The sequence below is a fragment of the Pelagicoccus mobilis genome, assembly GCF_016595505.1.
GTDB lineage: Bacteria > Verrucomicrobiota > Verrucomicrobiia > Opitutales > Opitutaceae > Pelagicoccus > Pelagicoccus mobilis.
Genome location: NZ_JAENIL010000010.1, coordinates 101307 through 124913 on the forward strand (window position 1 = coordinate 101307; position 23607 = coordinate 124913).

The window sequence follows — 23607 nt, forward strand, 5'->3', positions numbered from 1 at the left end:
TAAACACCTAGCTGATGCAGTCGCAAACACGAGAGATCAAACTGATGACCTTCAACATCGCCCACGGGCGAGGGCTCTCGCTCTACCAAGGCTTCAGCAGCGCTCGGAGCATTTTCAAAAACCTCGACCGGATCGCCCATATCATCCGCGAGCACCAGCCAGACATCGTCGCCTTGCAAGAAATCGACGCGTCCTCGCACTGGAACGGTCACATCAACTTGCTCGACTACCTCCAGTCCGCCACCGAATACCCAGTCTCTCTCCACGGCATTCACAATCGGCGAGACGGACGAAAGCCGCTCGCATACGGAAACGCCTTCCTCTCCAAGCACGAATGCAAAGACTGGAAAGTCGTAACCTTCGGCTCCAAGAAGCTCGGCGAGAAAGGCTTCCTCGAAGCCTGCTTCCTCGTCGACGGCCGCGAAATAGACGTGATCAACCTTCATCTCGATTTCCGGTCACGTCGCACCCGCCTCCAACAGGTCGACAAACTGCTCGCCTCCATTCACCAGCGAAGCCTAGCCGACCCCTACCACCTTCCTCCCATCATTTGCGGCGACTTCAATACGAGTTCTCGCTCATCCCGCGACGCCTTGCATCAGCTGATCGAACGCTCCGCCCACAAGGAGGACTACAACTACTACCCCAAGCGGGAACGTACCTTCCCCTCCCATTTTCCCTCGCGCGGACTGGATTTCATCCTGCTCGCCTCCCCCTTCGAGGCCAAAACGACCGAGGTCATCCGCTGCCTCGCCTCCGACCACCTACCGGTCTTAACGACTCTCTCAGCCCCTCTCCACTGGCCAACTCAAACGCCGAGCCCATCCCCTCAGGAGGCAACCGCCACCTAACAAGCTTCGATCATCTAACGGAAATAGCGGCCGACGCCCCGACAGCCCAAAGTAGGCTCAGCTCAGCTAGGGGCATTTTCCCGCAGAACTGAAGGGTTCTTGACCTGAACGCAGGAATCCACTTAACTCATCCCTCCAATCAACACGCAGCGAATGGCCTACCCCTTACCCGCCGGACGCCGCGGAATCCCTTTCGTCCCTAGGCCGAAAAAGGAACCCTACACCCCAATAAGAACGAGAGAAACAAACACCGGTCGATACCAGTCAAGTTTCCACAGAAAAGCCCGGAGCGTACGCCCCGGGCTTCTCGTTTTTTAAAGTGCTTCGGTTTCGCCTTACTTAACGATGTGGCCAGAAACCAACTTGGTCATTTCGAACATGGAAACCTTTTCCTTGCCGTCGAAAACAGCCTTGAGCTTGTCGTCAGCGATGATCTCACGCTTGTTTTCTGGGTTTTGCAGGTCGTTTGACTTGATGTAGTCCCAAAGCTTCTTGGTAAGCTCGGTACGTGGGAGAGGGTCAGCACCTACCACTGCAGAAAGCGCAGCGTCAGGAGTAACAGGTTTCATGAAAGCCGCGTTGGCTGGTTTTGAAGAAGAAGATTTTGCCATAAGGATTCCTTGGATACGACTGGCGGTGTGCGAATCAACCCAAATTAGCGGGTTAAACGCCTATTTGAGCCACAAAATTCATGCTCAGCGGATTTCGTTACCTAATCGCGCAAAAGCCCTTGACCAGCAGCGAATAGGCGGAAGCCCTCGATTTCGATCAGCAAATTGTCTAGCTTCGCCACTCTCGCCTTCCTTCCCAGCAGCAAAACCGAATCGAGAATCTCCCCGCAAATCGCCGACAAACGACGCGCCCGCAGAATATCCGCCCCGTTCTTGAGCGACTTCAAATCCTCCAGAAACTGGCTCTTTTCGGAAAAAACAGTGCTCTCTCCCAACTTGAGCGACAATTCAGCCCCCTGGGCCACCAACGCCTTAGATAAACGCCTCAGCAAAGGAAGATCATCCTTCCACGCTCCAATATCCAGGACAGGCAAACCACCCGAAGCTCCGCCCTGCTCCGCCGTCTCCTTTCGCTGCCGCTTGGCGATTTGCACCACCTCGCCCAGCTCGCCCATCGAAATCGGCTTCTCGATCGCGATCTGCCCCGAGCCCGACAGTTTCGTTACATCCGAAGCCATCGCCGCCACTAACGGAGCCCGGCCCCAATCACGCTCCCCTCTCTCTATTAGTAGAGATTCCAAAACCTGAGCCCCCACTCCGGGAATCAAATGGTCCACCAGCACCAGGTCGAAACAGTTAGCCTTCGCCTGAGCCAAGGCCTCCCCTGCCGAAGACGCCCCCAATGAACGGCAACCTAACTTCCGGGCAAGCGTTCTCCCGAACTCCACCACCTCAGGATTCTGATCCACCACCAGAATCTGCAGCGGAGCGTCACTCGGATCCCGCTTCGTCAACCCCATCTTCCGCACGCTCCTCACCGCCCAATCCCAAGCCGCCGGCAAAACCTTTTCAGACCTAGGGTCCGCCTTCGGCCGCAAGACCACGCAACAAATCCCCCGACTCTCCTCAAATCCCCGCGCCACGATGCTGATCGCAGGTTCCCCCAGCCTCAGCCTCAACTCGCATTCCGTCGGCATGTCCTCCAAGCAAACCAGCAACTCCCCGACATCCGCCAACGGCAAGCCTTCCACCTCCAGCACGTCCGCCAGATCGTAGCCAAGCACCTCCGACGGATCATCCGCCGACAAAGGGCCCGTCGCCGAAACGACCTTCAGCCTGCTATCCACCAAAAACAGCCGCCAGTCCACTGGCAGCTCCTCGTTCTGTCCCGTTGCGTCTCTTTTCGAAGGTTCGCTCATCGCAAGTCTTTCAACTGCAAAACACTAGGTTTGTTTCCTGATTTATCGACCCTTTGCGACTTTTTAGCAAAAGACTCGCAATTTTCTTCAAATTTAAAAAAAATGTTAAACACCTTTGACAACTAGCCTAAACGGAGCAGCTTAAGGGACCGTGACGCCTTTTGTTTGGGCAAGAGTCTAAGCGTTTACCCTCCGTTCTGGAGAGCACGTCGATCCTCCCTAAGCGAAAGCTGAGATAGGCACTCACCATCCAACCACAAGGCCGAGCAAACTAACCAACCAACCCGAACTACCATGACTCAACCCACCAACCAGACAAGTCGCATGGTCGTATTGGAGGATCAACTCATGCTGAGAGACCTCCTATCCTCACTCGCCGTTACCATCCCAGGCATTATGGTCGTAGGCGAAGCCTCCGAAGGCCGCGAAGCCCTCAAGCTTTGCGACGACGAGAAGCCCGACATCGTCATGTTCGAGATGTACCTTCCCGGCCTGAACGGCATCGAAATCCTCCGACAATACGGACCGAAGCACCCGGACACCCGCTTCGTCGCCATCTCTTCCAATTTCACGCCGGACGCCATACGAGAGCTGCTCGAACTCGGCTGCCACGGCATCATTTCCAAAGCCTCCTCCGCTTCGAAGCTCAAGGAAGGCCTCCGCGAAGTTAAAAGCGGCAGCGGCTACCTCTGCCCGCTCTGCGCCAGCCTCCTCCGCGAGTCTCACCTCGTCGGCAGCGCCGTAGCGAAAAAGAAAAACCGCCTCTCCAACCGCGAGCGCGAAGTCCTGCAAGCCGTCGCCGAAGGCTTCAGCACCAAGCAAATCGCCGAGATGCTGGAAGTCAGCGTCAAGACGATCGAGGCCCACCGCGCGAACCTCATGAAAAAGCTAGACGCACGTAGCGCCGTGGAACTCACCCGCTGCGCCTTCGAACTGGGCATCATCGAACTTCCAAGCCAAAGCAAGCCAGCCGCCTACACCATGCCGGCCTGAGGCCTCTCCCTTTAAGTCTCTTGTTTTGAGAAACCCCGCTGAGGACCCCACATCCCAGCGGGGTTTTCTGTACCCAAACAACATCCAGACCTACTACTTTGATCAATTTGTAGGGTCGGCGCTCGCCACCGCACCGCAGAGCCCCGATCAAGTAGTAGCACCCCAACCACCCAACAAAACAGACCTAGGGACCATCCCCTAAAATAGGAGCTTGCTCGGATCGCCGAAGTCGGAGACTCAATAAGAGGAGAAACGTTCGCCTTTCCCTTTCATTGAGAAGCAGTTGCTACAGCTCCCTCCGAATCCTCGCACTTGGGCTCATCCTCTTGCAGGTCTTCGTGCTACCCGCCTTCGCAGCCCCTACAGAACGCGAACAAAAACGACTCGATCGCCGGGGCGAAAAGCTAGCAGCCTCGGTTCGCGACATCCAATCCCTCGAGCGCTCGCAAATCCCCGCTGACATCATGCGCCAAGCCAAGGCCGTCATTGTACTGAAACAGTACGAGGCAGGCGTAATCTTCGGCGCCTCCGGCGGATTCGGCATCGTAGCCAAACGCGATCCAGAAGGTTATTGGGGCGCCCCCGCTTGGCTCAAAACCGGCGAAATCAGCGGCGGCCTCCAACTCGGAGCCCAAAAGCTCAACGTCGTCCTGCTCGTCGTAAAAGACCGAGCCCTGGAAATGCTCAAGAAAGAGAAATTCCAACTGGGCGTGGACGCCAACATCGTACGCGGCCCGACCGGAGCCTACAGCGAATCGAGTATCGGCCAAGACGCCGACATGCTCGCCTACACCGCATTTGAAGGCTACTACGCAGGCGCATCCTTCGAGGGCGGCTTCCTCCTGCCCGACAACAAGGCAAACGAAAGCTCCTACGGACAAAAATTCGAAGTCACCCACATCATCGAAGCCCCCGACCTCGATACCCCAGACTCTCTCATCGAGCTCTTCGAGCTGCTCGATTCCATCGAGGTGACCGGCCTCGAACGATAAGCGCGGCCTACTCCCGTGAATTCATTGGTTAAGGGAAAGTTTTCAAAAATAGGTTTGACGTACAATTGTAGGAAACAGGTTTATAGAGGCCATGTCCCATTAAGTTCGAACCCATCCAAGCGCCCCTGAACGCCTTCCTTAACCGGTCAGAGCAATCTTCGGGGTTACGCCTTGACTCACCTTGATAAGGATATTTCAACCATCACCCGAAAAGTAACGTTCAACCCCTCCCCTTACAAAGCTTGCTTCCCCTCAAGCCCGAATTGGAAGGAACCGACGCCCCCTTTCGTAAATCTCATTTACCTCGATGCAAAATTCGGAAAGCACATTCACTGATACATTAATCGACGCTTGGGAAATTATCTATTCCGGCGGCTGGGTCATGATTCCGCTCTTTCTCCTAGGGCTGGTAGCATTCTACACAGGAGGCCGCCTCTTGCTCTTCTTCTCCCGCGGAAATCACAAGAAGACCTCCATCACCACTTGCGAGCAGTGGGTTTCCGACCCAAGCAAGGCCCAGGGAACCGTAGGCGAGATCATCCGCTACTCCCAGGACGGCGTGAACTCGGTCGAAGAGATCCAGGACCGCTTCTCCGAAATCCGCATCGCCGAGATCCCACGCCTTCAGCAAAACATCACTTTTCTGCAGATCATGATCAACACCGCTCCGCTCATGGGTCTGCTCGGTACCGTTCTCGGTATGTTGACGACCTTCTACGGTATCGCCCTCGGCGGCTCCGAGAGCACCACTTCCATCGTGGCAAGCGGTATCCAGGTCGCCCTCATCACCACTCAGATGGGTCTCGTTCTCGCGATCCCAGGCTACTTCCTCACCTACTACCTCAAGCAAAAGGTGCTGGACTACGAAAGCTTCCTCGTTCGCCTCGAGAGCATTTCACTGCAGCACTTCAGCGGCATCCAAAAAGGCTAACGCCAGCGAGCCCCGTACAAAATCTAAATTACAGCCGCTATGAGCTCTAATTACACACCTTCAAACCAAACCGGTAACTTCTTTTCGAACGCAGTCGTCGCGATCGTGTTCACAGCCGCCGTTTTCGCCGTTCTCCCCTTCATGCAATACCTCGGGAAGTTCGCGAAACCAGCCGTCCTCGTAAGCACCGAGGACAACTCAGTCCAGCCTCCCCCTCCTCCTCCTGAGGACCAACCGCCTCCACCAGAAGAAGAGCAGGAAATGGAAGAGCCAGAAATGGAAGAGCCACCTCCTCCAATGACTCTCGCCCAGCTGGAAATGGCCCTCAACCCAGGTTCTGGCGACGCGGTAGGTGACTTCGGTTTTGGCGACTTCAACACCGGTATCGACGCCCTCGAAGGCATGCAGATCTTCTCTCTCGCCGACGTTGACAAAAAGCCAAGTGCTCTCGTCATGTCGACCCCGCTCTACCCTTACTCCATGCAGCAGTCCAAGACCAAGGGCCGCGTGGTGGTAGAGTTTGTACTCGACCCGGATGGCAAGGTACACCGCGTTCGCGCCACCAAGTCCACTCACCGCGAGTTCGAAGAATCAGCGATCCAGTGTGTACAGCGCTCCACCTGGAACCCAGCGCAGAAAGACGGCAAGCCCGTTGCCTGTAAGGTTCGTATCCCAATCGACTTCTCCCCATAGAGACCAGTCAGTCCACTTTCCAAAACGGCCGCTCAATCGAGCGGCCGTTTTTTTTGTGTGCCCATAACAACTCCCCAAATCCTACAACCGTAGGATTGACAAACCGCCCCATATCCTACACTTGTAATACACAACCTTCACCCCGAACCTCAAAACAAAGGAATCGTATGAACGAAGTCTACGCCCCCGCATCCCCACGAGCTGAAAACCACCTCAAAGCTCTCGCCCTCGGAACCGCCTGCGTCGTCGCGGTATTTTCGATCCTCCCCATCCTCAGCACCCTTCCTGGACTGCTAACTCCAGAACCACCACCGACTCCCATCACCACTCACGACAATCCCCCTCAGACGATCGAATTCGAAAAGACGCCCCCTCCTCCCCCTGAGCCCGAAATCGAAAAACCCGTCATCGAGGAACCACCTCCTCCCATGACCATCGATCAGCTCGCCCTGATCATCAACGCTACCGATGGAGGAGTAAAAGTAGCCGTGGACGCCGGAAAGTCCTTTCTCGACAAGGGAGCGACCGCCATCACTCACTTCCTACCGAGCGAGCTCGACAAACAGCCTCGAGTCCTCGTGGCAGTAAAGCCGCTCTACCCCTACTCGCTCCAGCAATCAAAGACCTCCGGCCACGCAGTCGTACAATTCGTGATCGGACCAGACGGACGAGTCTCCAGAGCACGCGTCACCGGGTCATCGCATCGCGAATTCGAGCAGCCCGCCATCGACGCCGTCACCCGTTCAAAGTGGCAAGCAGGCCAAAAGAACGGCAAAAACGTACCAACCCTCGTAAGCCTCGAGGTCAATTTCCGACCTTAGAGATTCTTAAAACAGACGATCCAAATTAGCCGCCTAAATAACAGGCGGCTTTTTTGCATTCAGATGAAGTAGGAAGCACATCTGAAACGTACCAAATCAAAACGTGCATACCTCAGCTGTTGCGGGCACCACACAACACAACATTCTCCCCTTCAACCAACTACCCCCAAGCCTCTCCCAACCTAATCCCCCGGGAACCCGGCACCTGAGCCCCGGAACCCAATCAATCCATGAGCAGCTACACACTCGATATCAACGGACAGAAACAAACCGTCGACGTATCCGACGACACTCCTCTCCTCTGGGTCCTTCGCGACCACCTCGGCCTAGTCGGCACCAAATTCGGTTGCGGCAAAGGCCTTTGCGGCGCTTGCACCGTGCACCTCAACGGAGTCGCCACCCGATCCTGCCAACTCCCAGTCGCCGCGGCAGCCACCGGACAAATCACTACCATCGAAGGCATCGCCAAAAACGGAAAACTCAGCAAAGTCCAAGAAGCCTGGGTTGAACACGACGTCCCCCAATGCGGCTACTGCCAATCCGGCCAGATCATGAGCGCCACCGCCCTGCTCTCCGCCGTCAAGAATCCCAGCGACCAAGACATCGACGCCGCCATGTCTGGCAATCTCTGCCGCTGCGCCACCTACACCCGCATCCGCGAAGCCATCCACACCGCCGCCTCAAAATAGGAGGGCAATGCTCCGTCATTGCCAAAACACACCCCGAACTCCTCAAGCCACCATGACAATCAGCAATCAGCAATTTTCCATCAATAATCAAAAGACCTCCCGTCGCGACTTCGTCAAAGCCAGCGCCCTCGCCGGTGGCGGTCTCCTCCTCAGCGCCCTCTTCCCCACTCGCCAGGCCTCCGCAGCCACCCAAGCCGCAACAGTCTTCAAGCCCAACTTCTTCATCAAAATCGATACCCAGGGCCTCATCACCCTCGTATCCAAAAACCCAGAGATCGGTCAGGGAATCAAAACGTCCCTTCCCATGATCATCGCCGAAGATCTCGAAGCCCCCTGGGAAAACGTCAGCATCGAGCAAGCAGGCTTCGTCAAGGGTCTTCCCGGCTGGCAAGGAGCTGGCGGCAGTGGAGCGACTCCTGGGCACTACATGAATTTTCGCAAAATCGGAGCCGTCGGCCGCACCATGCTCGAACAAGCCGCCGCCCAGAAATGGAGCGTCAACGTCGACGAATGCCGGGCGGACCAAGGCTACGTCAAACACGCGAAGTCCAAGAAGAAACTCGCTTTCAAAGACCTAGTCGACATCGCCGCCACCCTCGAAGCCCCGTCCGTCGACTCCGTCAAACTCAAGGATCCCAAAAACTTCAAGCTCCTCGGCAAACGCATCGGCGGCGTCGACAACCACTCCATCGTCACCGGAGCCCCAATCTACGGGATCGACGAACAACACGAAGGGCTCCTCTACGCCAGCTACGTTCGCTGTCCCGTATTCGGAGGGAAACCACGTACCGCAAACCTGGATACCATCAAGCAAATGACCGGCGTCGTCGACGCCTTCCAAGTCGAAGGTAGCGACGACATCTTCGGACTCGTGCCCGGTATCGCCATCATCGCCCAAGATACCTGGACCGCCTTCAAAGCCCAGCAAAGCCTACAAATTATCTGGGACGAACCCGCCGCCAACGAGGAGAACTCCCTCCTCTACCGCGAAAAAGCCCAAGCCCTCGCCTCAGAACCCGGCAAGCAACGTCGCTCCGACGGGGATGTAGACACTGCACTCAGCAACTCTTCAAAAGTACTCGAAGCCAGTTACGAGTATCCATTTCTCTCACACACCAATCTCGAGCCCCAAAACACTACCGCTGTATACAAAGACGGCGTCATGGAAATCTGGAGCCCCACCCAAAACCCTGGCGACGGACACGGCCGCATCAAAGAAATGTACGGCCTCGAAGACGACAACGTAGTCATCCACATGACCCGCATCGGTGGAGGCTTCGGCCGGCGCCTCGTTTCCGACTTCATGTGCGAAGCCGCCGCCATCGCTCACAAACTCGAAGGCACCCCAGTCAAACTCACCTGGACCCGCGAGCAGGACATGAAGCACGACTACTACCGCGCCGCCGGCTGGCACCACTTCAAGGGAGCAGTCAAAGACGGCAAAATCTCCGCCTGGTCCGACCACTTCGTCACCCTCGGCCTCAACACCGATGAAAAGCCAGGCCGAGGAGCCAACATGGGCGGAGACGAATTCCCCTACCGCTTCGTCGACAACGCCCGCCTCAGCCAAACCATCCTTCCCACAAACGTCCCCATGAGCTGGTGGCGCGCCCCCGGCAGCTGCTCGATCGCCTGGGCCATCCAAAGCTTCATCGACGAACTCGCCGTCGAAGCCAAATCCGACCCACTTCAATTCCGCCTCGATCTCCTCGGCCCCGACCGTCCCGTCAAGCCCAGCGGCAAGCGAGGAGTCCCCTACGACACCGCCCGCATGAAAGGCGTCCTCAATGTCGCCGCTGAAAAGGCAGGATGGGGCAAGAAGCTCCCCAAGGGCAGCGGACAAGGCATTGCCTTCCATTTCAGCCACCGAGGCTATGTGGCTGTCGTAGCCTCGGTCACAGTTGATCAAAGCGGCTCCCTCAAGGTCGACAAACTTGTAGCCGGAGTCGACGTCGGCCCCGTCATCAACATGTCCGGAGCGGAAAACCAAGTGCACGGCTCCATGCTCGACGCCCTCAACGCCGCCTGGCAGCAAGAGATCACCATCGAAGGCGGCCAAGTCCGCCAAAGCAATTTCGACGACAACGCCATGCTCCGCATCTCCCAGTCGCCCAAGACCGAAGCTCACTTCATCCAAAGCGACAATCCCCCAACGGGACTCGGTGAACCAGCATTCCCCCCAACAACACCAGCCATTACCAACGCCATCTACGCCGCCACCGGAGTAAGAGTCCGCACCCTCCCCCTATCCAAAACCGACCTCAGCTGGAGCTAACCCAGGAGGGCAACGTCGTTGCCAATACCAAGCCCCCCCAGAGTAGGTCACCAACAGGTTGCGGCCGCTATCCCAGCGGCCACGCCCCAACTCGCCGTCCCATCACTAGCGGCGAACCATCCCCCCGATTGCACGAACCGTAGCGCGGTGCTTCAGCCCGCGTAAAACCTACAGAACCCATTATCCGAGGCGGGATCCACAAAAAGACCTCCCTAAAAATGGCGGAGAGCACCCGAGGAAGCAAACGCCGACGACACCCGACAAGCGGTGAGCGAGGAGGCAAAGGATTCACGAATCCCTCGAAAGTAGACACTAAAAAGGCGCCCCGTGTCAGGGACGCCTAAAAGCGGCAGAGAGCACCGCGGAACAAAGTGACGACACTCGAAGCGAAGACAAAAGATACAATCCCTCGAACGAGCCCCAAAAAAAACTCCCAATCGTTGATTGGGAGTTTTCAAAAGTGGCGGAGAGAGAGGGATTCGAACCCCCGGAACCTTTCGGCTCAATGGTTTTCAAGACCACCGCATTCGACCACTCTGCCATCTCTCCGTTGGTCTAGGCGAAACCGTGAAGTTCCACCCTGCGTTCTTCAACCTCTGAAATACCTGCCATTGTCTCGCTTTCGCTCGAGTGTCGCTCGTAAGAGCTCGGTACTCCGTTAGTCGAAGGAGCTACGGATAGTTCGCGGCAAATATCTGTCAACGACGGACTTCAGGAAAACAACAAAAAGCTCTAATCCGACCAACCTAAAGACAGTTTCCACCCATCGACATCCACGCCGCACCAAACCAAAGCTATCGTCTCCAATCGTCTTCATCGGTGGTTCAGAAAAACATCCCAAAGACCCAAAGTCGCGAAGCGACCCCTAAATCGCATAGGCGATCCTGACACACAAAATGCCTCCTACTCCAAGCGTCATCAGACGCTCTCGTCTCGCCGTAGCAATCAGCGAAGGAGGATCCCACCAATGTCCGCCCCATTTTGGCGGACATGCTTAATCAAGCATTCGTGGGAAGAAACGCCCCTACTCGCTCGCGATCACACGATAGCAAACCGCAGACTCAACAGGCGTCAGGTCGATGATGATCGTACTCGTTGCGTCAGCAGAGATCTCCGCAGCATCCACCTTTTCCCAGGCACCATCCCGAGAGTGGATCTTCCAGAGTGAGAAGGTTGCGTTAGGACGGTTCTCCACTTCGATCACCGCAAGGCGCTCTTCGATAGAGAAACCGAGGATCTTAACAATCGCTTCAGGCGGAAGGACACGCAGCGTGAAGGTATGCGAAGTCGTTTTACCGCCATCAGAAACCGACACCGTAATCTCAACCGATCCATACGCGCCTTGATTCGGAGTCACGTCCAGCGTGCGATTCGCTCCAGTACCCTCCAAGCGAAGCCCGATCGGCCCCACGATAGCAGAATTGGAGGAACGAACATCTACCTCGAGATTTCCAACTGCGGTCTCAACGTCAGCGACATCGAAAGCAACACCAGACAAACGCCCGCCCGATTCGATCGTATAAAGCTCTTCAAGCCCATTCAGCTCAGGAGCCCGGTTTCGAGTGATTGCAACCTGCAATGCCCCATGAGTCTGGTTCACGCCATCACTGACCGTAAGCCTAATGGTAGCAGTGCCAGATACGTCAGGCAGCGTCTCGAAGGCCACAGTACGGTTGCTACCCGAGCCACCGATGCTTATCGAATCTGAAGCAACAAGCGACTCATCCAATGAGCTAGCCGTAACAAGCAACTCAGACGCATCAGACTCCTTATCCGAGACAGTAAATCCAACCGGAGCGACCGACATTCCATCAAACGTCTCGACCGCAGAAACCGAGGAAATAGTCGGAGCCAAATTGTTCAAGACCTCGAAAGAAAACACACGCTGCACCGCCTCAGCCCCATCGCTCAAAATCACAGTGATGTCAGCCGCCCCAGCAGTAAACCGAGGCTCAACAACAACGTGGCCTCTCCCGTCGTCTCTCAACTCCACCGAGATCCCATCCAAGGGTACAACAGACAAATTCGAAGAAATCGCTTCGACCAACAGATCGGAAGCAGACGACTCAGCATCAGCAAAAGAGAACTCCGCAACAGGAGCCGATTCGCCCTTCAACATGGAAACATTATCAATCTCCCCTATTTCCGGAGCAGAATTAGCAGCCGCCCCAACCGAAACGTTAGTATATCCGGAGTAGCCAAACGCGTTAAAAGCCCTCACCCGATACTCGTACTCAAGCCCTGGAACAACCGCGTCATCCACATAGCTCTCCGAATCCGGCCCCACTGTAGAGAGCAATCCAAACGATTCTCCCACCAACGCTCTCTCAACCTCAAAACCATCTTCGTTATCACTATTGTCCTGCCAAGTGAGTGATAATTGCCCCGCGCTAGCAGACCACGCCCCGACCACTCCCAGAAGGAGTAAACTCAGTAAACACAACGGCTGGCGAAAGGTTCTGAACTGCGAGATATGTGGGCTTCTCATGATGCCCCACAGTTCGCCTCTCTACCCAACCACTGAAGGCACCCGCCTCAATTTGAGGAACCTCACTCCCTCCTGAGCAAAAGCTACGCAACCCCACTAGGCGCCACTCCCACGCCCCCATGCGGACTTACGCCACCCGTCCCGTGTGGGCAATAAATTGTAAAATCAAGAGCCCACAGGCAGCGGTCCAAAAAATGACAAGCACCTCCGCACAGGAAATAGAATCAGCCCCTCACATCTACCACGAAGAGCGCCCCCAGCTCAGTTCTCTCCACTTTGCTCTCTACCAACCTCCGCGCCCCCCCTCCAGTCTTATAAGACTGGATCAAAATGCTGGGTTCTTCGCGCCTTTTGTTTGGTCACTATCGTTCCTCATGTCGCCTCTGCTCGGAAGTGGCTAAAGAAAAACCTACCGTTGCCCCGCGACACCTACTTCGCCCCAGGCGAACCTGACCAATCCCCACCTCTCCACCTTCAACACTCACACTGCTAAGGAAACACACAGTCAGGTTGGCTCCCGCCAAAGAGGTGCTTCGCAAAAGGTCCTAAGGCCTAGCGTCAGCGAATTTGACACCTACATCGAGCAACGCTCGGGCCTGACAATTCCCGCACACACCTACTTGTCCCGGCGGCTAGTCTCGCCGAATCGAAGAGAAGGCGGAAACAAAGTGAAGACGGATCACCTGCGCCCGCAAAGCAGGACAATGTTGCCGCCACGCGGCATTAGGCAGCAAGGCTGCCGATGTTAAAATTAACAATCCGGCGAAGCCGGAACAATATGCTCAGCACGCTGAGCAGCAGATGATCCAGCAATGGAATTATCAACCACCCGCTTCCCTCGAGGACGCAGAGTTCACGGAGCCAAACACGATGAGAGTGGGTCAGGTTGGCTTCTCCAAATAGGCACCTAGCGGCATTTAGGTTTTCTCCTGCGCAGGAATCCTTAGCCACCCAAAGCTTTTGCACTGACTGCCTTCGTCGTGACGAAGGTCCTCCAACAGTCCGATTCTTGGCGCCTTTTGTTTCGTCACTATCGTGTTTCGTTCCTCGTACCGAAGCCGGAGGCTGGCACTTGAGGAATTGATGACGAAACATGTCGTAGTACACCCACGGCACCTCCTGTCGCCTGCACTCGGAAGTGGCAATAGCTCCCCCCCTTTAAGCAGCATTGAGCGGTTAAGAAACTCACTGCCTCAGATTTCAGATAGAAAACGACCCACTTTCCCAAAAAATCAACAAACTGTCCCAACTCACTCGAAGGCAACAACATGGGCAAGCTTTACCGCATGGTCGACCACATAGGTCACCGCTGAAGGTCCGAAAGTGACAACGTAATGAGTAACACCATCAACATCTTCGAAACTCGCCTCGGCAGCATTCTCCAAATTAGCTGCCAATGAATCAAACAATGCTATCGCCTTATCTCGCGACGACTTTGAAAGGCCAAGAATACGCTCCGTAACCTGCCTTGAAACATCCCAGTCGTAACTCACAGACCTTTATCTGCAAGAGATTGGCTCAACTCCTTGAGAGCAGAAGAACTCAATGCCTCCCCGTCTCTCATCGCTTTCAATCGTTCTGCAGACTTACCTTTGAAATCAGTATCTTCGGTAAGGTTTTTAACCTTTAGGTACGCTTCAAGGTAAACTCTCTCCTCGCGCCCCAAGGCATCGACTGTCTCCCTAACACGAGCTTTCTGCATACACCCAAGCTACAAGCCACTCAGAACACGGCAATTCCTTTTTAGGCACAAGCAACGCTGAACCATCCGCAGTTGACTGAAATCAGACATGATCAACCGCCCGCTCCGCTTGAGGACACAGAGTTCACGGAGCCAAACACGATGAGAATGCGTGTCCGATTGGCTTGGCAAATAGGCGCCTAGCGGCGTTTAGGTCTTCTCCTGAACTGGAATTTTTAGCCACCAAAAGCTCCTCGGTAACGCAATGCTCGCCTCTTCAGCGAATTCTCAGGGATTTTCGCAGAAAAAATACCAAGCCCCCTCTGCGTATTCTGCGCTCTCTGTGCTCTCTGTGCTCTCTGTGGTTAAAAAAACCTACAGTCGCATAAAATTTGGTTCATCACCATTTTGCGGGGAACGCGTGTTTGATCTTCAGGAAGAAGTATTGGATGTCCCGATACCCGTAGGCCATACGCTTGATCACCTTTATCTTGTTGTTCATCCCTTCCAGCACGCTGGTGTTGAGCGGGTACTTCGCCGAGGCTAGGATGCCGCGAAGGTAAGGCAGCAACTTGCGGGCGAAGTCCATCAAGGGCTTCAGCCCGGACTCCCGGCAGCTTCGCCACCATTGCCGCCAAAGCTTGAAGGCTTCCCAAGCGTTGCGGCAACGCCACAGCTCCTTGAGCTGCTCCTTCAGCACGTAGACCGTCGCCAACGGCTGGTTGATCGCAATAAGCTCTTCAAGCTTAGCCTCTTGCTTGCCGCTTAGATTGCTCCTGTTCTTGAGCAGAAGCCAGCGGCTGCGCTTCACCGCCCGACGGGCGGGCTTGTCGGATCGAAGCGTGTTGGCCTGGTCCACCCGCACACGGTCGATCACTTCGCGGCCGTACTTGGCCACGACGTGGAAGAGGTCGTAGACCACTTCGGCCTGCGGGCAATGAAGCTTCACCTCCAGGTCGAAGGCGCTGTTCTGGTCCATCGCCACCGCCTCTATCGACTTGGCATACTCGCCGAGCTGCTCGAAGAAGGGACGCAAGTCCAGGCGGCTTCTGCCTTCACCAACCCACAGCACTTGCCGAGTATCGGCGTCGGCGACAACCGTGGCATAGCGATGCCCCTTGTGCAGCGCGAACTCGTCAATGGCCAAGCGACGTACCTCGCCCCATGCTATCGAAGGCAACTCGCGTATCAGCCTCGCCTTGTCGATGCGTTTGACCGTGTTCCAAGACAAGCCGACTAACGTAGATACATGCTTGATTGGCAGCACCTTGCAAAGTTCTTCGACGCAGCGGACCAGTCTGCTGGTCATCTGGCTGGAACCGTGCAGCCAATCGACCGCTTCACGCTACTGCCTTTCCACTGTATTTGGTGATGAACCTAAAATTTATGCCACGATAAAGCTCCCAAGCTCTTGCACTGTCTGCATTCGTCAAAACGAAGGTCCTCCACCACCCCGATTCTTGGTACCTCTTGGTGCCCAAAATAAAAACAATCCCGTCCTACCCTCCAGTATGTTCGGATCGTTCCGCTCGCCTCCTCGCCAGTCGCTTCGCCCCAACTCCCGCTCAGAAAGCACAGCCCCCAAAAAAACTCCGCGTTCTCCAGTGAGCATCGCGAACGAATGGCGAAAAGCGCGCAACCCGACCACCTCCCCCGCTAGCGACCCCGAATCGCCGATCACGACTCAGCCACCAAGCCCCCTTACCGAGCTTCGTGCCCTTCGTGGTTTAAAACAAAACCTGCCGTCGCCCCGCGACACCTATATCGCCACAGGCGATCCTGACAATACACCCTCAATCCATCCCCTTTCGCGATCATGAGCGTCCTTTAGCGGTTCCAACATGTTCCAAGTGTGTAATCAAACTTAGCGATCTCTGTGTCCTTAGCGGTTAACAACTTTTTCCCGATCTCGGCCGCAAGGCGGCCTCAGGTTTTCTCTCATCGCTTGCAGGGTTTCACATTCCGAGTTGCAAAGTTTTCCTGAGGCCGCCCAAATTCGAGCAAATCGCAAAGTGACAAGTTTTTTGACACTTCAATCCAACACCAACGCTCAAGTTTCCTTCAAGGACTCCGTAAAAAAGCTCATAAAGCCGCCGCATCTATTGCTGCGGATCACTCATCGTTAATCGCTAATCCCTACCGAGTCCGACGACACATCTACGCCGCAACGAAAGAAAAACAATCCAAACATCAATATTCTCACGTCCTTCGCGATCTTCGCGGTTAAGAAAAACATCACACACGCACACCGATCCCAAAACATCTGAGTCCATCTGTGCAATCCGTGGTCAAAAAAACTGAACACAACCTCCATCCGACATCTTCCATGAGCCACTTATCACGCCGTATCAATTCGAAGGCGGATTAGCCATTAGCCATCCATCTCCACTCTCCCCCATATTCTGTGCCAATCTCACTTCATCAACAACCACCTGTCCCTCGAAGCTCCACGAGCAAAGCGGGGTTAGCTTCTATTCTTCTTTGCGTCCTCTACCTCCAGTCAACCAGATGAGTTCAGACGCGACTAACGCTCGTTCGCCTCATCTAGGATCCCAGACAGACTGCCGCGTTACTAGCCCGGCAGATGAACAGCTTTGGGGTGACGCTATAGCTAGCATCGACGAATCCTCACGTTTTCTCTGCCAAGATTGGCAAGACTTGCTCGAGAAGACTTACGGCTACCAGAAACGATTAGTCATCCTGCAACGAAGCGGCAAAATCGAGGCAGTCATGCCCTTCATGATCGTTAAATCGCTCCTGACCGGCACGCGAGCGATCTCCCTCCCGTTTTTCGACATCTGCCGTGCTTACGCGCCAAACGAGCAGGACGTTCCCCATCTTTACGAAGCTTTAAGAGCCGAAGGACAACTCCAAGGTTGGGACTACATTGAGCTCCGAGGGGACATTCGCAAACTGAACATAGAGACACCCTCACTCAGTTTTTACAACCACGTCGTCGATCTGAGCGGTGGCCCCGACAAAGTCTTCGCCAGTATGGCCTCCTCCGCGCGCCGCGCCATTCGCAAAGCCGAGAAATCGGGAGTCCGAATCGAGTTCTCAAGCTCACCCGCTGCCCTCAAAGGCTTCTACGCTCTCCAGAGCATCACGCGGAGGCGCCATGGTCTCCCTCCCCAGCCTTACTGCTTTTTCGAGAACCTCCGCCAAGCCCTCATCGAGAAAGGACGAGGCACGATCGTTTCCGCCTTTGTCGGAGACGAGTTAGCCGCCAGCAGCATCTACCTCGAACAAGGAGAAAATGTCCATTACAAGTACGGTGCCTCCGACACCCGCTTCCAGGAAACCCGCTGCAACAACTACGTGATGTGGCAAGCCATGAAGCACTATGCGGAACGCAATTTCCAATCAATGGATCTAGGCCGCAACTCCCTCAACAACGCTGGTCTCCGAAAATACAAAAACACCTGGGGTTCCAAGGAGCGGCTCACCTACTACCACCGCTACGATCTCAAACAAGAGAAAGCCATCCCCATGAGCGACGACGTCTACGGCTGGCACAACAAAGTGTTCTCAAAACTCCCCCGCCCATTAGCCCAACTCGCCGGAACGATATTATACAAACATATTGCATAGCATTCGCTATCGCTCAAATCGATAATCTAAACACCAAACAACTTCGCGACCTCCGCGAACTTAGCGGTAAAGAAACTCGCTTCCGTCTCCGCTAAACGCTACGCCGCGACAAGCCGCTCAATCTACAACCGATAATCAGTAATCCGACGAAGTCAGCCACCACAACCTAATCAAAACTCCGTGTCCTCCGTGGTTAATAACACAACACAACCCGATCAAAGCTCCGTGTCCTCCGTGCACTCCGCGGTTTAGAATCAATTTTCAATTTTAGATCTTCCATCTTCAATCTCAGATCCCATGAGCAATAACTCACAACAATCTAGCGGCCTAAACATAACTCCCGGCGATATCATCTATACGATCTTTCGCCATAAGAAGAAGATCGTGCTATTCTTCGTGCTCGGATTGGTAGCGGGTGCGGCAGTCTACAAGCTCATGCCGCTCCCATACGTATCCAATGCGAAACTACTGGTACGTTACGTAACAGAGAGCAAGGACTTCGTCACCCTCGACAACGCAAACACCGTCAGCCCCGGTGGACGCGGCGATCGGGTAATGAGTGCGGAATTAGAGATTCTACGCAGTTCGGATATTGCTTTTTCTGTAGTAGAAAAACTCGCCCCTAACACAATAATCGGAGATGATGTAATTGGTACTAATGAGCAACTAATACTATCAGCAGCTCAATCAATTACCGGGAGCATGGGTATCAAAAGTACAGGCAGCGTTATCCAACTCAGCTATTCTCACAACGACCCCGAAGTTTCTCAAAAGGTGCTCCAGGCTACAATCGAAGAGTACCTGGAGAAGCACGTCGAAACGCACCGATCATCCGAGAACTTCAACAACTTCTTGATACAACAAACCGACCAACTGAAAACTCGCCTCGCCAAAACAGAGGAAGAACTCCAACGGGCCCGCCAAAAGGCCGGCGTTATCAATCTGACTGACGCGAAGATTACTCTCTCCCAAGAGATTGCTCGTATTCGACAGGCCATTTTCCGAACAGACGCCGAGTTGGCTGAATATCAAAGTGCCCTCGAGTCTTTCAAGGATCTACAAACAACAGGGCTCGGCAACGTATCAAACGAGCAAGAATCTGAAGAAGAAAAACAGCAAAGCAGCGAAGAACTGGCCGCGCTGTCAAAAGCGATTGAGGAATACGAGAACCTGCGTGCATCAATGGACGTCATGCGCTCGCGAGAGCAGGCCTTACTTCTTCAGTTCACGCCGGAGAATACTCGCGTTAAAGCGATTCAAGCCAAGATCGGTGATGCGCAAGAAAAGATGGATACACTCGTCGATGAACACCCAAATATTCGCGCCACTGCTATTACTTCTGACACGCGTACTCAGACCGGTCTGAACCCAGAGCTAGAGGTCCGTGCCCAATCAATCCGTATTCGCGCCCTGACCTCTCGCTCCGATGTGCTCCGGTCGCAACTCGAAGAACTCCGCAAAGAGGCCGCACGCATCGACTCTGCGGAAGTCGAGATCAATGAGCTCGAACGACGTCGCGAGCTGGAAGAAACGAATTACAAGAACCTTGTAGTAAGCCTAGAGAGTGCCCGTCTTGAAGACGATCTCCGTGCGGGCAAGACCAACAATATCAGCATCATCCAAGCACCTTCGCTGGGCAAAGTTGAGAATAAAAAGAAACTGCAGCTCACCGCTGGCGTGGCGGGAGGTGTCGGTGTCATCGGACTCGTTTGGGCACTTTTGGTCGATCTTCTCCTCGACCGCTCCATCAAGCGCCCCACCGAGATTCAGCGGAACCTCGGCATCCCGCTCTTCATGAGCATGCCCGACCTCAACGATAAGCGGTTCCGCAAGGCGAGTAAGAAGGCAAATCGCCAGCACCTTCTCCAGGCAGGCAAAATCAAGCAACTAGAAGCCAGTAAGAAAAAAGAAGAGTACAAGCCCAAGTCCCCCACCTTGCAAGCAGCAGCCATTTCAAAGCCGGAAGCCTACGGGAACGGCGACGGTCCAACCGTCGACACCATAGCCCCTTGGGATGACCAACATGCTCTCAACGAACATTTCGACGCTCTGCGCGACAAGGTAATCACCTACTTCGAAAGCAAAAACCTAACCCATAAGCCAAAACTCATTGCCATGACCGGACTGGGTCAGGAGTCAGGCGTTACAACTATCGCTTCTGGACTCGCAGGCAGTCTCTCCAAGATCGGCGAAGGTAACGTACTGCTCGTAGACATGACCCTCGGTCACGAAACCGCCCAGCAATTCTACAACGGGAAAAACATTCTGAACCTAGACGAAGTCCTGGAGGAAGACTCGGAAAACGAAGCCAAGGTAGAAAACAATCTATACGTGGTAGCTGAGGGTACAAATGGTACAAAACTGCCACGTATCATGCCGCAACGTTTTAACAAAATGATGCCAAAGCTCAGAGCGAGCGACTTCGACTATATCATTTTCGATATGCCACCCGTGAGCCCTATCAGCTCCACCCCTCGCCTCGCCTCATTCATGGACGTCGTACTCATGGTTATGGAGTCAGAGCAAACCAACCGCGACGTCGCCAACCAAGCACTAGAGCTACTATCAGACTCCAAAGCCCACCTCGGCGGCATCCTGAACAAAACCAAAAGCCATGTCCCGCGTAAGCTAGAACAAGACCTGCTTTCGCAATCCTGATAACTTACGCGGATCGCTGATGACTAATGGCTAATGACTTATCTATAAAACCATGGCACACTACGACACGTTTGAAGACTTACCGATCTGGCAGCTCGCCAGAAAACTGACTGCGTCAATCTATTTGAAGACGAGAGCAGGTGAGTTTGCCCATGACCGTGGGTTAAAAGATCAAATCCAGCGTGCTTCTGTTTCGATAGTTTCAAATATAGCTGAAGGTTTTGAGCGTAAATCAGACAAGGAGTTCATTAACTTCCTCAGTATAGCGAAGGGCTCCGCAGGTGAGGTTCGCGCGCAACTGTACGTCGCACTTGATATCGATTATATAACAGAATCAGAACAAATAGAACTCAACGAGTCCTTCAAGGACCTCTCCGCACAGATAGCTGGACTAATGCGTTATCTACAAAACAAGGATAAGCAATAGCACCTTGCACTCCGCTGATCGAAGATCGCCATCAGCCATCAGCCATCAGCCATCAGCCATCAGCCATCAGCCATTTTCAATAAATCAGTGCCTGTAAAATCCAACAGTCAAGCAGATGATGAGTCGTCAGCCATGAGCAACGAGCCCTTGGCCGAAGGCCAACATCAGCCATCAGCCATCAGCCATCAGCCATCCAATAAGGTCCGCAAACGGACCGTATTGGCCATCGCCTCAGCTGGAGGTCACTGGGTCCAGCTTTTGCGTCTCCGCCCTGCGTTTGAGGGTACTCGTATTGTTTACGCAACCACACAAGAAGACTACAAATCAGAGGTCGTAAGCGAAGAGTTTTACCGAATTCCAGACGGCACACGTTGGGATAAAATCAAACTTCTAAAGAGCGCTTGGGGTATTTTTCGCCTGATCCTCAAGATCCAGCCAGATACAATTATAACAACGGGAGCAGCACCCGGCTATTTCGCAATTCGCATCGGAAAGCTCCTCAGAAAAAAAACGGTCTGGATCGATAGCATCGCAAATGCAGAGGAACTTTCCCTCTCCGGGACTAAAGTTGGCAAACACGCGACCCTCTGGCTCACACAATGGAAACACTTGGCCCACCCCGAGGGTCCACACTTCTACGGCAACGTCCTCGGAGATCAGGTAGCGGCCACTGTCCCTAGCGGCAAAGATCAGCAACTTGTCACGCCGGAGCAAAAAGAAGGCGGATCAGCCATCAGCCATCAGCCATTGGATCAACCTCTCCGTATCTTCGTCACCGTTGGTAGCGATGTCCCCTTTGACCGGTTACTTAAGGCGATGGACGAGTGGGCGGATTCAACCAAACTCAAGGTCGAAATTTTCGCTCAAGTCGGTAACTCCGACTATTCGCCCCAATATTTTGAATACACAAAATTTCTAACACCATCAGAATTCAAAACCCGCCTATCGAACTGCGACTATGTCGTGGCCCACACCGGTATGGGAACAATACTGAGCGCACTTAGGCAGCAAAAGCCCATACTTACGCTCCCGAGACATGGGTCTCTTGGAGAAACGCGCAACGATCATCAAATAGCGACAGCCAACCACCTTTTAGAACTCGGAATAATAGAAGTGGCGTTCGATGAAACCGAACTAAAACAGAAGCTCGAAAAGCTTAGCAAAAACGCCTCCAGCAGCGACATTCCCCAGTGGGCAAGTAATGAACTAACGAAAAAGCTGAACTCATTCTCCCTCTCATAAAAGAATCTTCCAAAACATCCCTATGAAAACTGCAATAATCGGACTAGGCTACGTTGGCCTACCACTCTCTATCCAATTCACTAAATCAGGGGTCGAGGTTCTCGGCCTTGATATAGATCAAAAAAAGGCAGACTTCCTCAATAGAGGCGAAAGCTATATCAAGCATATCGGCACTGAAGCAGTCAGCCAAATGAAAGAGAGCGGTCTCTTCGAAGCCTCCACCGATTTCAGCCGAATAAAAGAATGCAAAGCGGCGATCATTTGCGTTCCAACCCCTCTCAACAAAAACCGCGAACCCGATATCTCCTACGTACTGAGGACGGGAGAAGCCATCGCTCCACACCTACAGCCAGGTACACTTGTCACCCTTGAATCAACGACCTACCCTGGCACTACTGACACCGAACTCCGCGAGGTACTCGAAAACGGGTCAGGCCTAAAAGCCGGCACCGATTTCTACCTCGCCTATTCTCCTGAGCGCGAAGACCCGGGCAACCCAGACAGTAAGGTAGCGATAATTCCGAAGGTCGTCGGCGGGTACACACCGGAATGCCAAGAAAAAGCCATCGAGCTCTACTCAAAAGCGATCAACACAATGATCCCCGTCGGGACCTGCCGTGCGGCTGAAGCAACCAAGCTCACCGAGAACATATTTAGATCCGTCAACATCGCCCTCGTTAACGAACTCAAGATGATCTTCGACGCCATGGATATTGATATCTGGGAAGTTATTAATGCGGCCAAAACCAAACCCTTCGGCTTCATGCCCTTCTACCCAGGTCCTGGACTTGGAGGACACTGTATCCCGATCGACCCTTTCTACCTTACTTGGAAAGCCCGCGAATACGAACACAGCACCCGTTTTATTGAGCTCGCTGGCGAAATCAATACTTCCATGCCTGATTACGTAATCAGCAAGGTAGCAGATGCTCTCAACGCCCAAAAGAAATCGATCAACGGCAGTAAAATCCTTATCCTAGGACTATCCTATAAGCCAAACGTCGACGACGATCGTGAATCCCCAAGCTACATTCTCCTCGAAAAACTACAATCCAAAGGTGCCGAGATCTCATACTACGACCCCCACGTTCCCGTCGTTCCAATGACGCGCGAGCACGCGAAATGGACAGGGACCCCGTCCATCGAATGGAGCAAGAAAAACCTCGCCAGCTTCGACGCTGTGATCATCTCCACCAACCACCAAGAAGTCGATTATGATGAGCTTGTAGCCACCTGTCCGGTTATCATCGATACGCGTAACGCCCTCTCTGGTGTTTCCACACAACCAGGCCAAGTAACGAAGGCCTAAACGATTCAATCCATAGTTCAAAAAGCCGATTAACAGCAGAAAGCCTTCGTACATTCCAACGAAGGCTTTCCGCCTATCACCTCGTTTCACTCGGAT

General features: G+C 54.0%; 18 protein-coding genes, 1 tRNA gene and 2 pseudogenes. 14 read left to right on the forward strand and 7 right to left on the reverse strand.

Translation table 11 applies throughout. The annotated features are described in order from the left end of the window. The first annotated feature begins 14 nt into the window (after positions 1-14). On the forward strand, positions 15-851 hold the full coding sequence (locus JIN87_RS06985) for an endonuclease/exonuclease/phosphatase family protein (protein ID WP_200354822.1): 837 nt from the start codon (positions 15-17) through the stop codon (positions 849-851). Positions 852-1186: 335 nt separating this feature from the next. Here JIN87_RS06985 and JIN87_RS06990 read toward each other — a convergent pair whose 3' ends face one another. Further along, the gene (locus JIN87_RS06990) at positions 1187-1462 is read right to left on the reverse strand and encodes an SWIB/MDM2 domain-containing protein (protein WP_200354823.1); all 276 of its coding nucleotides are present in this window, start codon (positions 1460-1462) and stop codon (positions 1187-1189) included. Between the two features lie 101 nt (positions 1463-1563). Beyond that, complete coding sequence (locus JIN87_RS06995; RefSeq protein ID WP_200354824.1) at positions 1564-2721, reverse strand: response regulator; 1158 nt, start codon at positions 2719-2721, stop codon at positions 1564-1566. 294 nt (positions 2722-3015) lie between these two features. Here JIN87_RS06995 and JIN87_RS07000 point away from each other — a divergent pair, with 294 nt between their 5' ends. The 7 genes from JIN87_RS07000 (at position 3016) to JIN87_RS07030 (ending at position 10115) form a co-directional block, all read left to right on the forward strand. Beyond that, positions 3016-3714: a LuxR C-terminal-related transcriptional regulator gene (locus tag JIN87_RS07000; protein ID WP_200354825.1), complete on the forward strand. Its 699-nt coding sequence runs from the start codon at positions 3016-3018 to the stop codon at positions 3712-3714. A gap of 272 nt (positions 3715-3986) precedes the next feature. Next, entirely contained in the window at positions 3987-4706 is a 720-nt protein-coding gene (locus tag JIN87_RS07005) for a lipid-binding SYLF domain-containing protein (RefSeq protein WP_200354826.1), read from the forward strand. Between the two features lie 307 nt (positions 4707-5013). Then, positions 5014-5637 (forward strand): MotA/TolQ/ExbB proton channel family protein, encoded by a 624-nt coding sequence (locus JIN87_RS07010; protein WP_200354827.1) that lies wholly within the window; start codon positions 5014-5016, stop codon positions 5635-5637. A gap of 39 nt (positions 5638-5676) precedes the next feature. Further along, positions 5677-6330 (forward strand): energy transducer TonB, encoded by a 654-nt coding sequence (locus JIN87_RS07015; protein WP_200354828.1) that lies wholly within the window; start codon positions 5677-5679, stop codon positions 6328-6330. 167 nt (positions 6331-6497) lie between these two features. Continuing rightward, positions 6498-7151 (forward strand): energy transducer TonB, encoded by a 654-nt coding sequence (locus JIN87_RS07020; protein ID WP_200354829.1) that lies wholly within the window; start codon positions 6498-6500, stop codon positions 7149-7151. Between the two features lie 230 nt (positions 7152-7381). Then, positions 7382-7840: a (2Fe-2S)-binding protein gene (locus tag JIN87_RS07025; protein WP_200354830.1), complete on the forward strand. Its 459-nt coding sequence runs from the start codon at positions 7382-7384 to the stop codon at positions 7838-7840. A 52-nt stretch (positions 7841-7892) separates the two neighbouring features. Further along, entirely contained in the window at positions 7893-10115 is a 2223-nt protein-coding gene (locus JIN87_RS07030) for a xanthine dehydrogenase family protein molybdopterin-binding subunit (protein ID WP_200354831.1), read from the forward strand. A gap of 461 nt (positions 10116-10576) precedes the next feature. Here the strand turns inward: JIN87_RS07030 and JIN87_RS07035 are convergent. The 5 genes and pseudogenes from JIN87_RS07035 to JIN87_RS07055 all read right to left on the reverse strand — a co-directional run. Continuing rightward, positions 10577-10664, reverse strand: a tRNA-Ser gene (locus JIN87_RS07035). Between the two features lie 475 nt (positions 10665-11139). Then, positions 11140-12603 carry a fibronectin type III domain-containing protein gene (locus tag JIN87_RS07040; RefSeq protein WP_200354832.1) on the reverse strand — a complete coding sequence of 488 codons (1464 nt, stop codon included), beginning with the start codon at positions 12601-12603 and terminating at the stop codon, positions 11140-11142. Positions 12604-13853: 1250 nt separating this feature from the next. Continuing rightward, entirely contained in the window at positions 13854-14096 is a 243-nt protein-coding gene (locus JIN87_RS07045; RefSeq protein WP_200354833.1) for a hypothetical protein, read from the reverse strand. Further along, a complete protein-coding gene (locus JIN87_RS07050) occupies positions 14093-14305 on the reverse strand; it encodes a hypothetical protein (protein WP_200354834.1) in 213 nt (70 codons plus the stop codon). The genes JIN87_RS07045 and JIN87_RS07050 overlap by 4 nt, the downstream gene beginning before the upstream one ends. 379 nt (positions 14306-14684) lie before the next feature. Beyond that, positions 14685-15626: pseudogene (locus JIN87_RS07055) on the reverse strand (ISL3 family transposase); the annotation flags it as partial. Between the two features lie 1166 nt (positions 15627-16792). On the opposite strand from JIN87_RS07055, the gene JIN87_RS07060 reads away from it, so the two are divergent. The 6 genes and pseudogenes from JIN87_RS07060 to JIN87_RS07080 all read left to right on the forward strand — a co-directional run bounded on the left by JIN87_RS07060 (position 16793) and on the right by JIN87_RS07080 (position 23511). Continuing rightward, a complete protein-coding gene (locus tag JIN87_RS07060) occupies positions 16793-17875 on the forward strand; it encodes a lipid II:glycine glycyltransferase FemX (RefSeq protein ID WP_200354836.1) in 1083 nt (360 codons plus the stop codon). Positions 17876-18172: 297 nt separating this feature from the next. Then, complete coding sequence (locus JIN87_RS07065; protein WP_200354837.1) at positions 18173-20533, forward strand: exopolysaccharide transport family protein; 2361 nt, start codon at positions 18173-18175, stop codon at positions 20531-20533. A gap of 52 nt (positions 20534-20585) precedes the next feature. Beyond that, positions 20586-20960, forward strand: coding sequence for a four helix bundle protein (locus JIN87_RS07070; RefSeq protein ID WP_200354838.1), 375 nt, complete (start codon positions 20586-20588; stop codon positions 20958-20960). A gap of 177 nt (positions 20961-21137) precedes the next feature. Beyond that, a pseudogene (locus JIN87_RS29015) lies at positions 21138-21611 on the forward strand (UDP-N-acetylglucosamine--LPS N-acetylglucosamine transferase); the annotation flags it as partial. 96 nt (positions 21612-21707) lie between these two features. Next, entirely contained in the window at positions 21708-22202 is a 495-nt protein-coding gene (locus tag JIN87_RS29020; RefSeq protein WP_378924207.1) for a glycosyltransferase, read from the forward strand. A 22-nt stretch (positions 22203-22224) separates the two neighbouring features. After that, a complete protein-coding gene (locus JIN87_RS07080) occupies positions 22225-23511 on the forward strand; it encodes a nucleotide sugar dehydrogenase (RefSeq protein WP_200354840.1) in 1287 nt (428 codons plus the stop codon). Positions 23512-23607 lie beyond the last annotated feature (96 nt).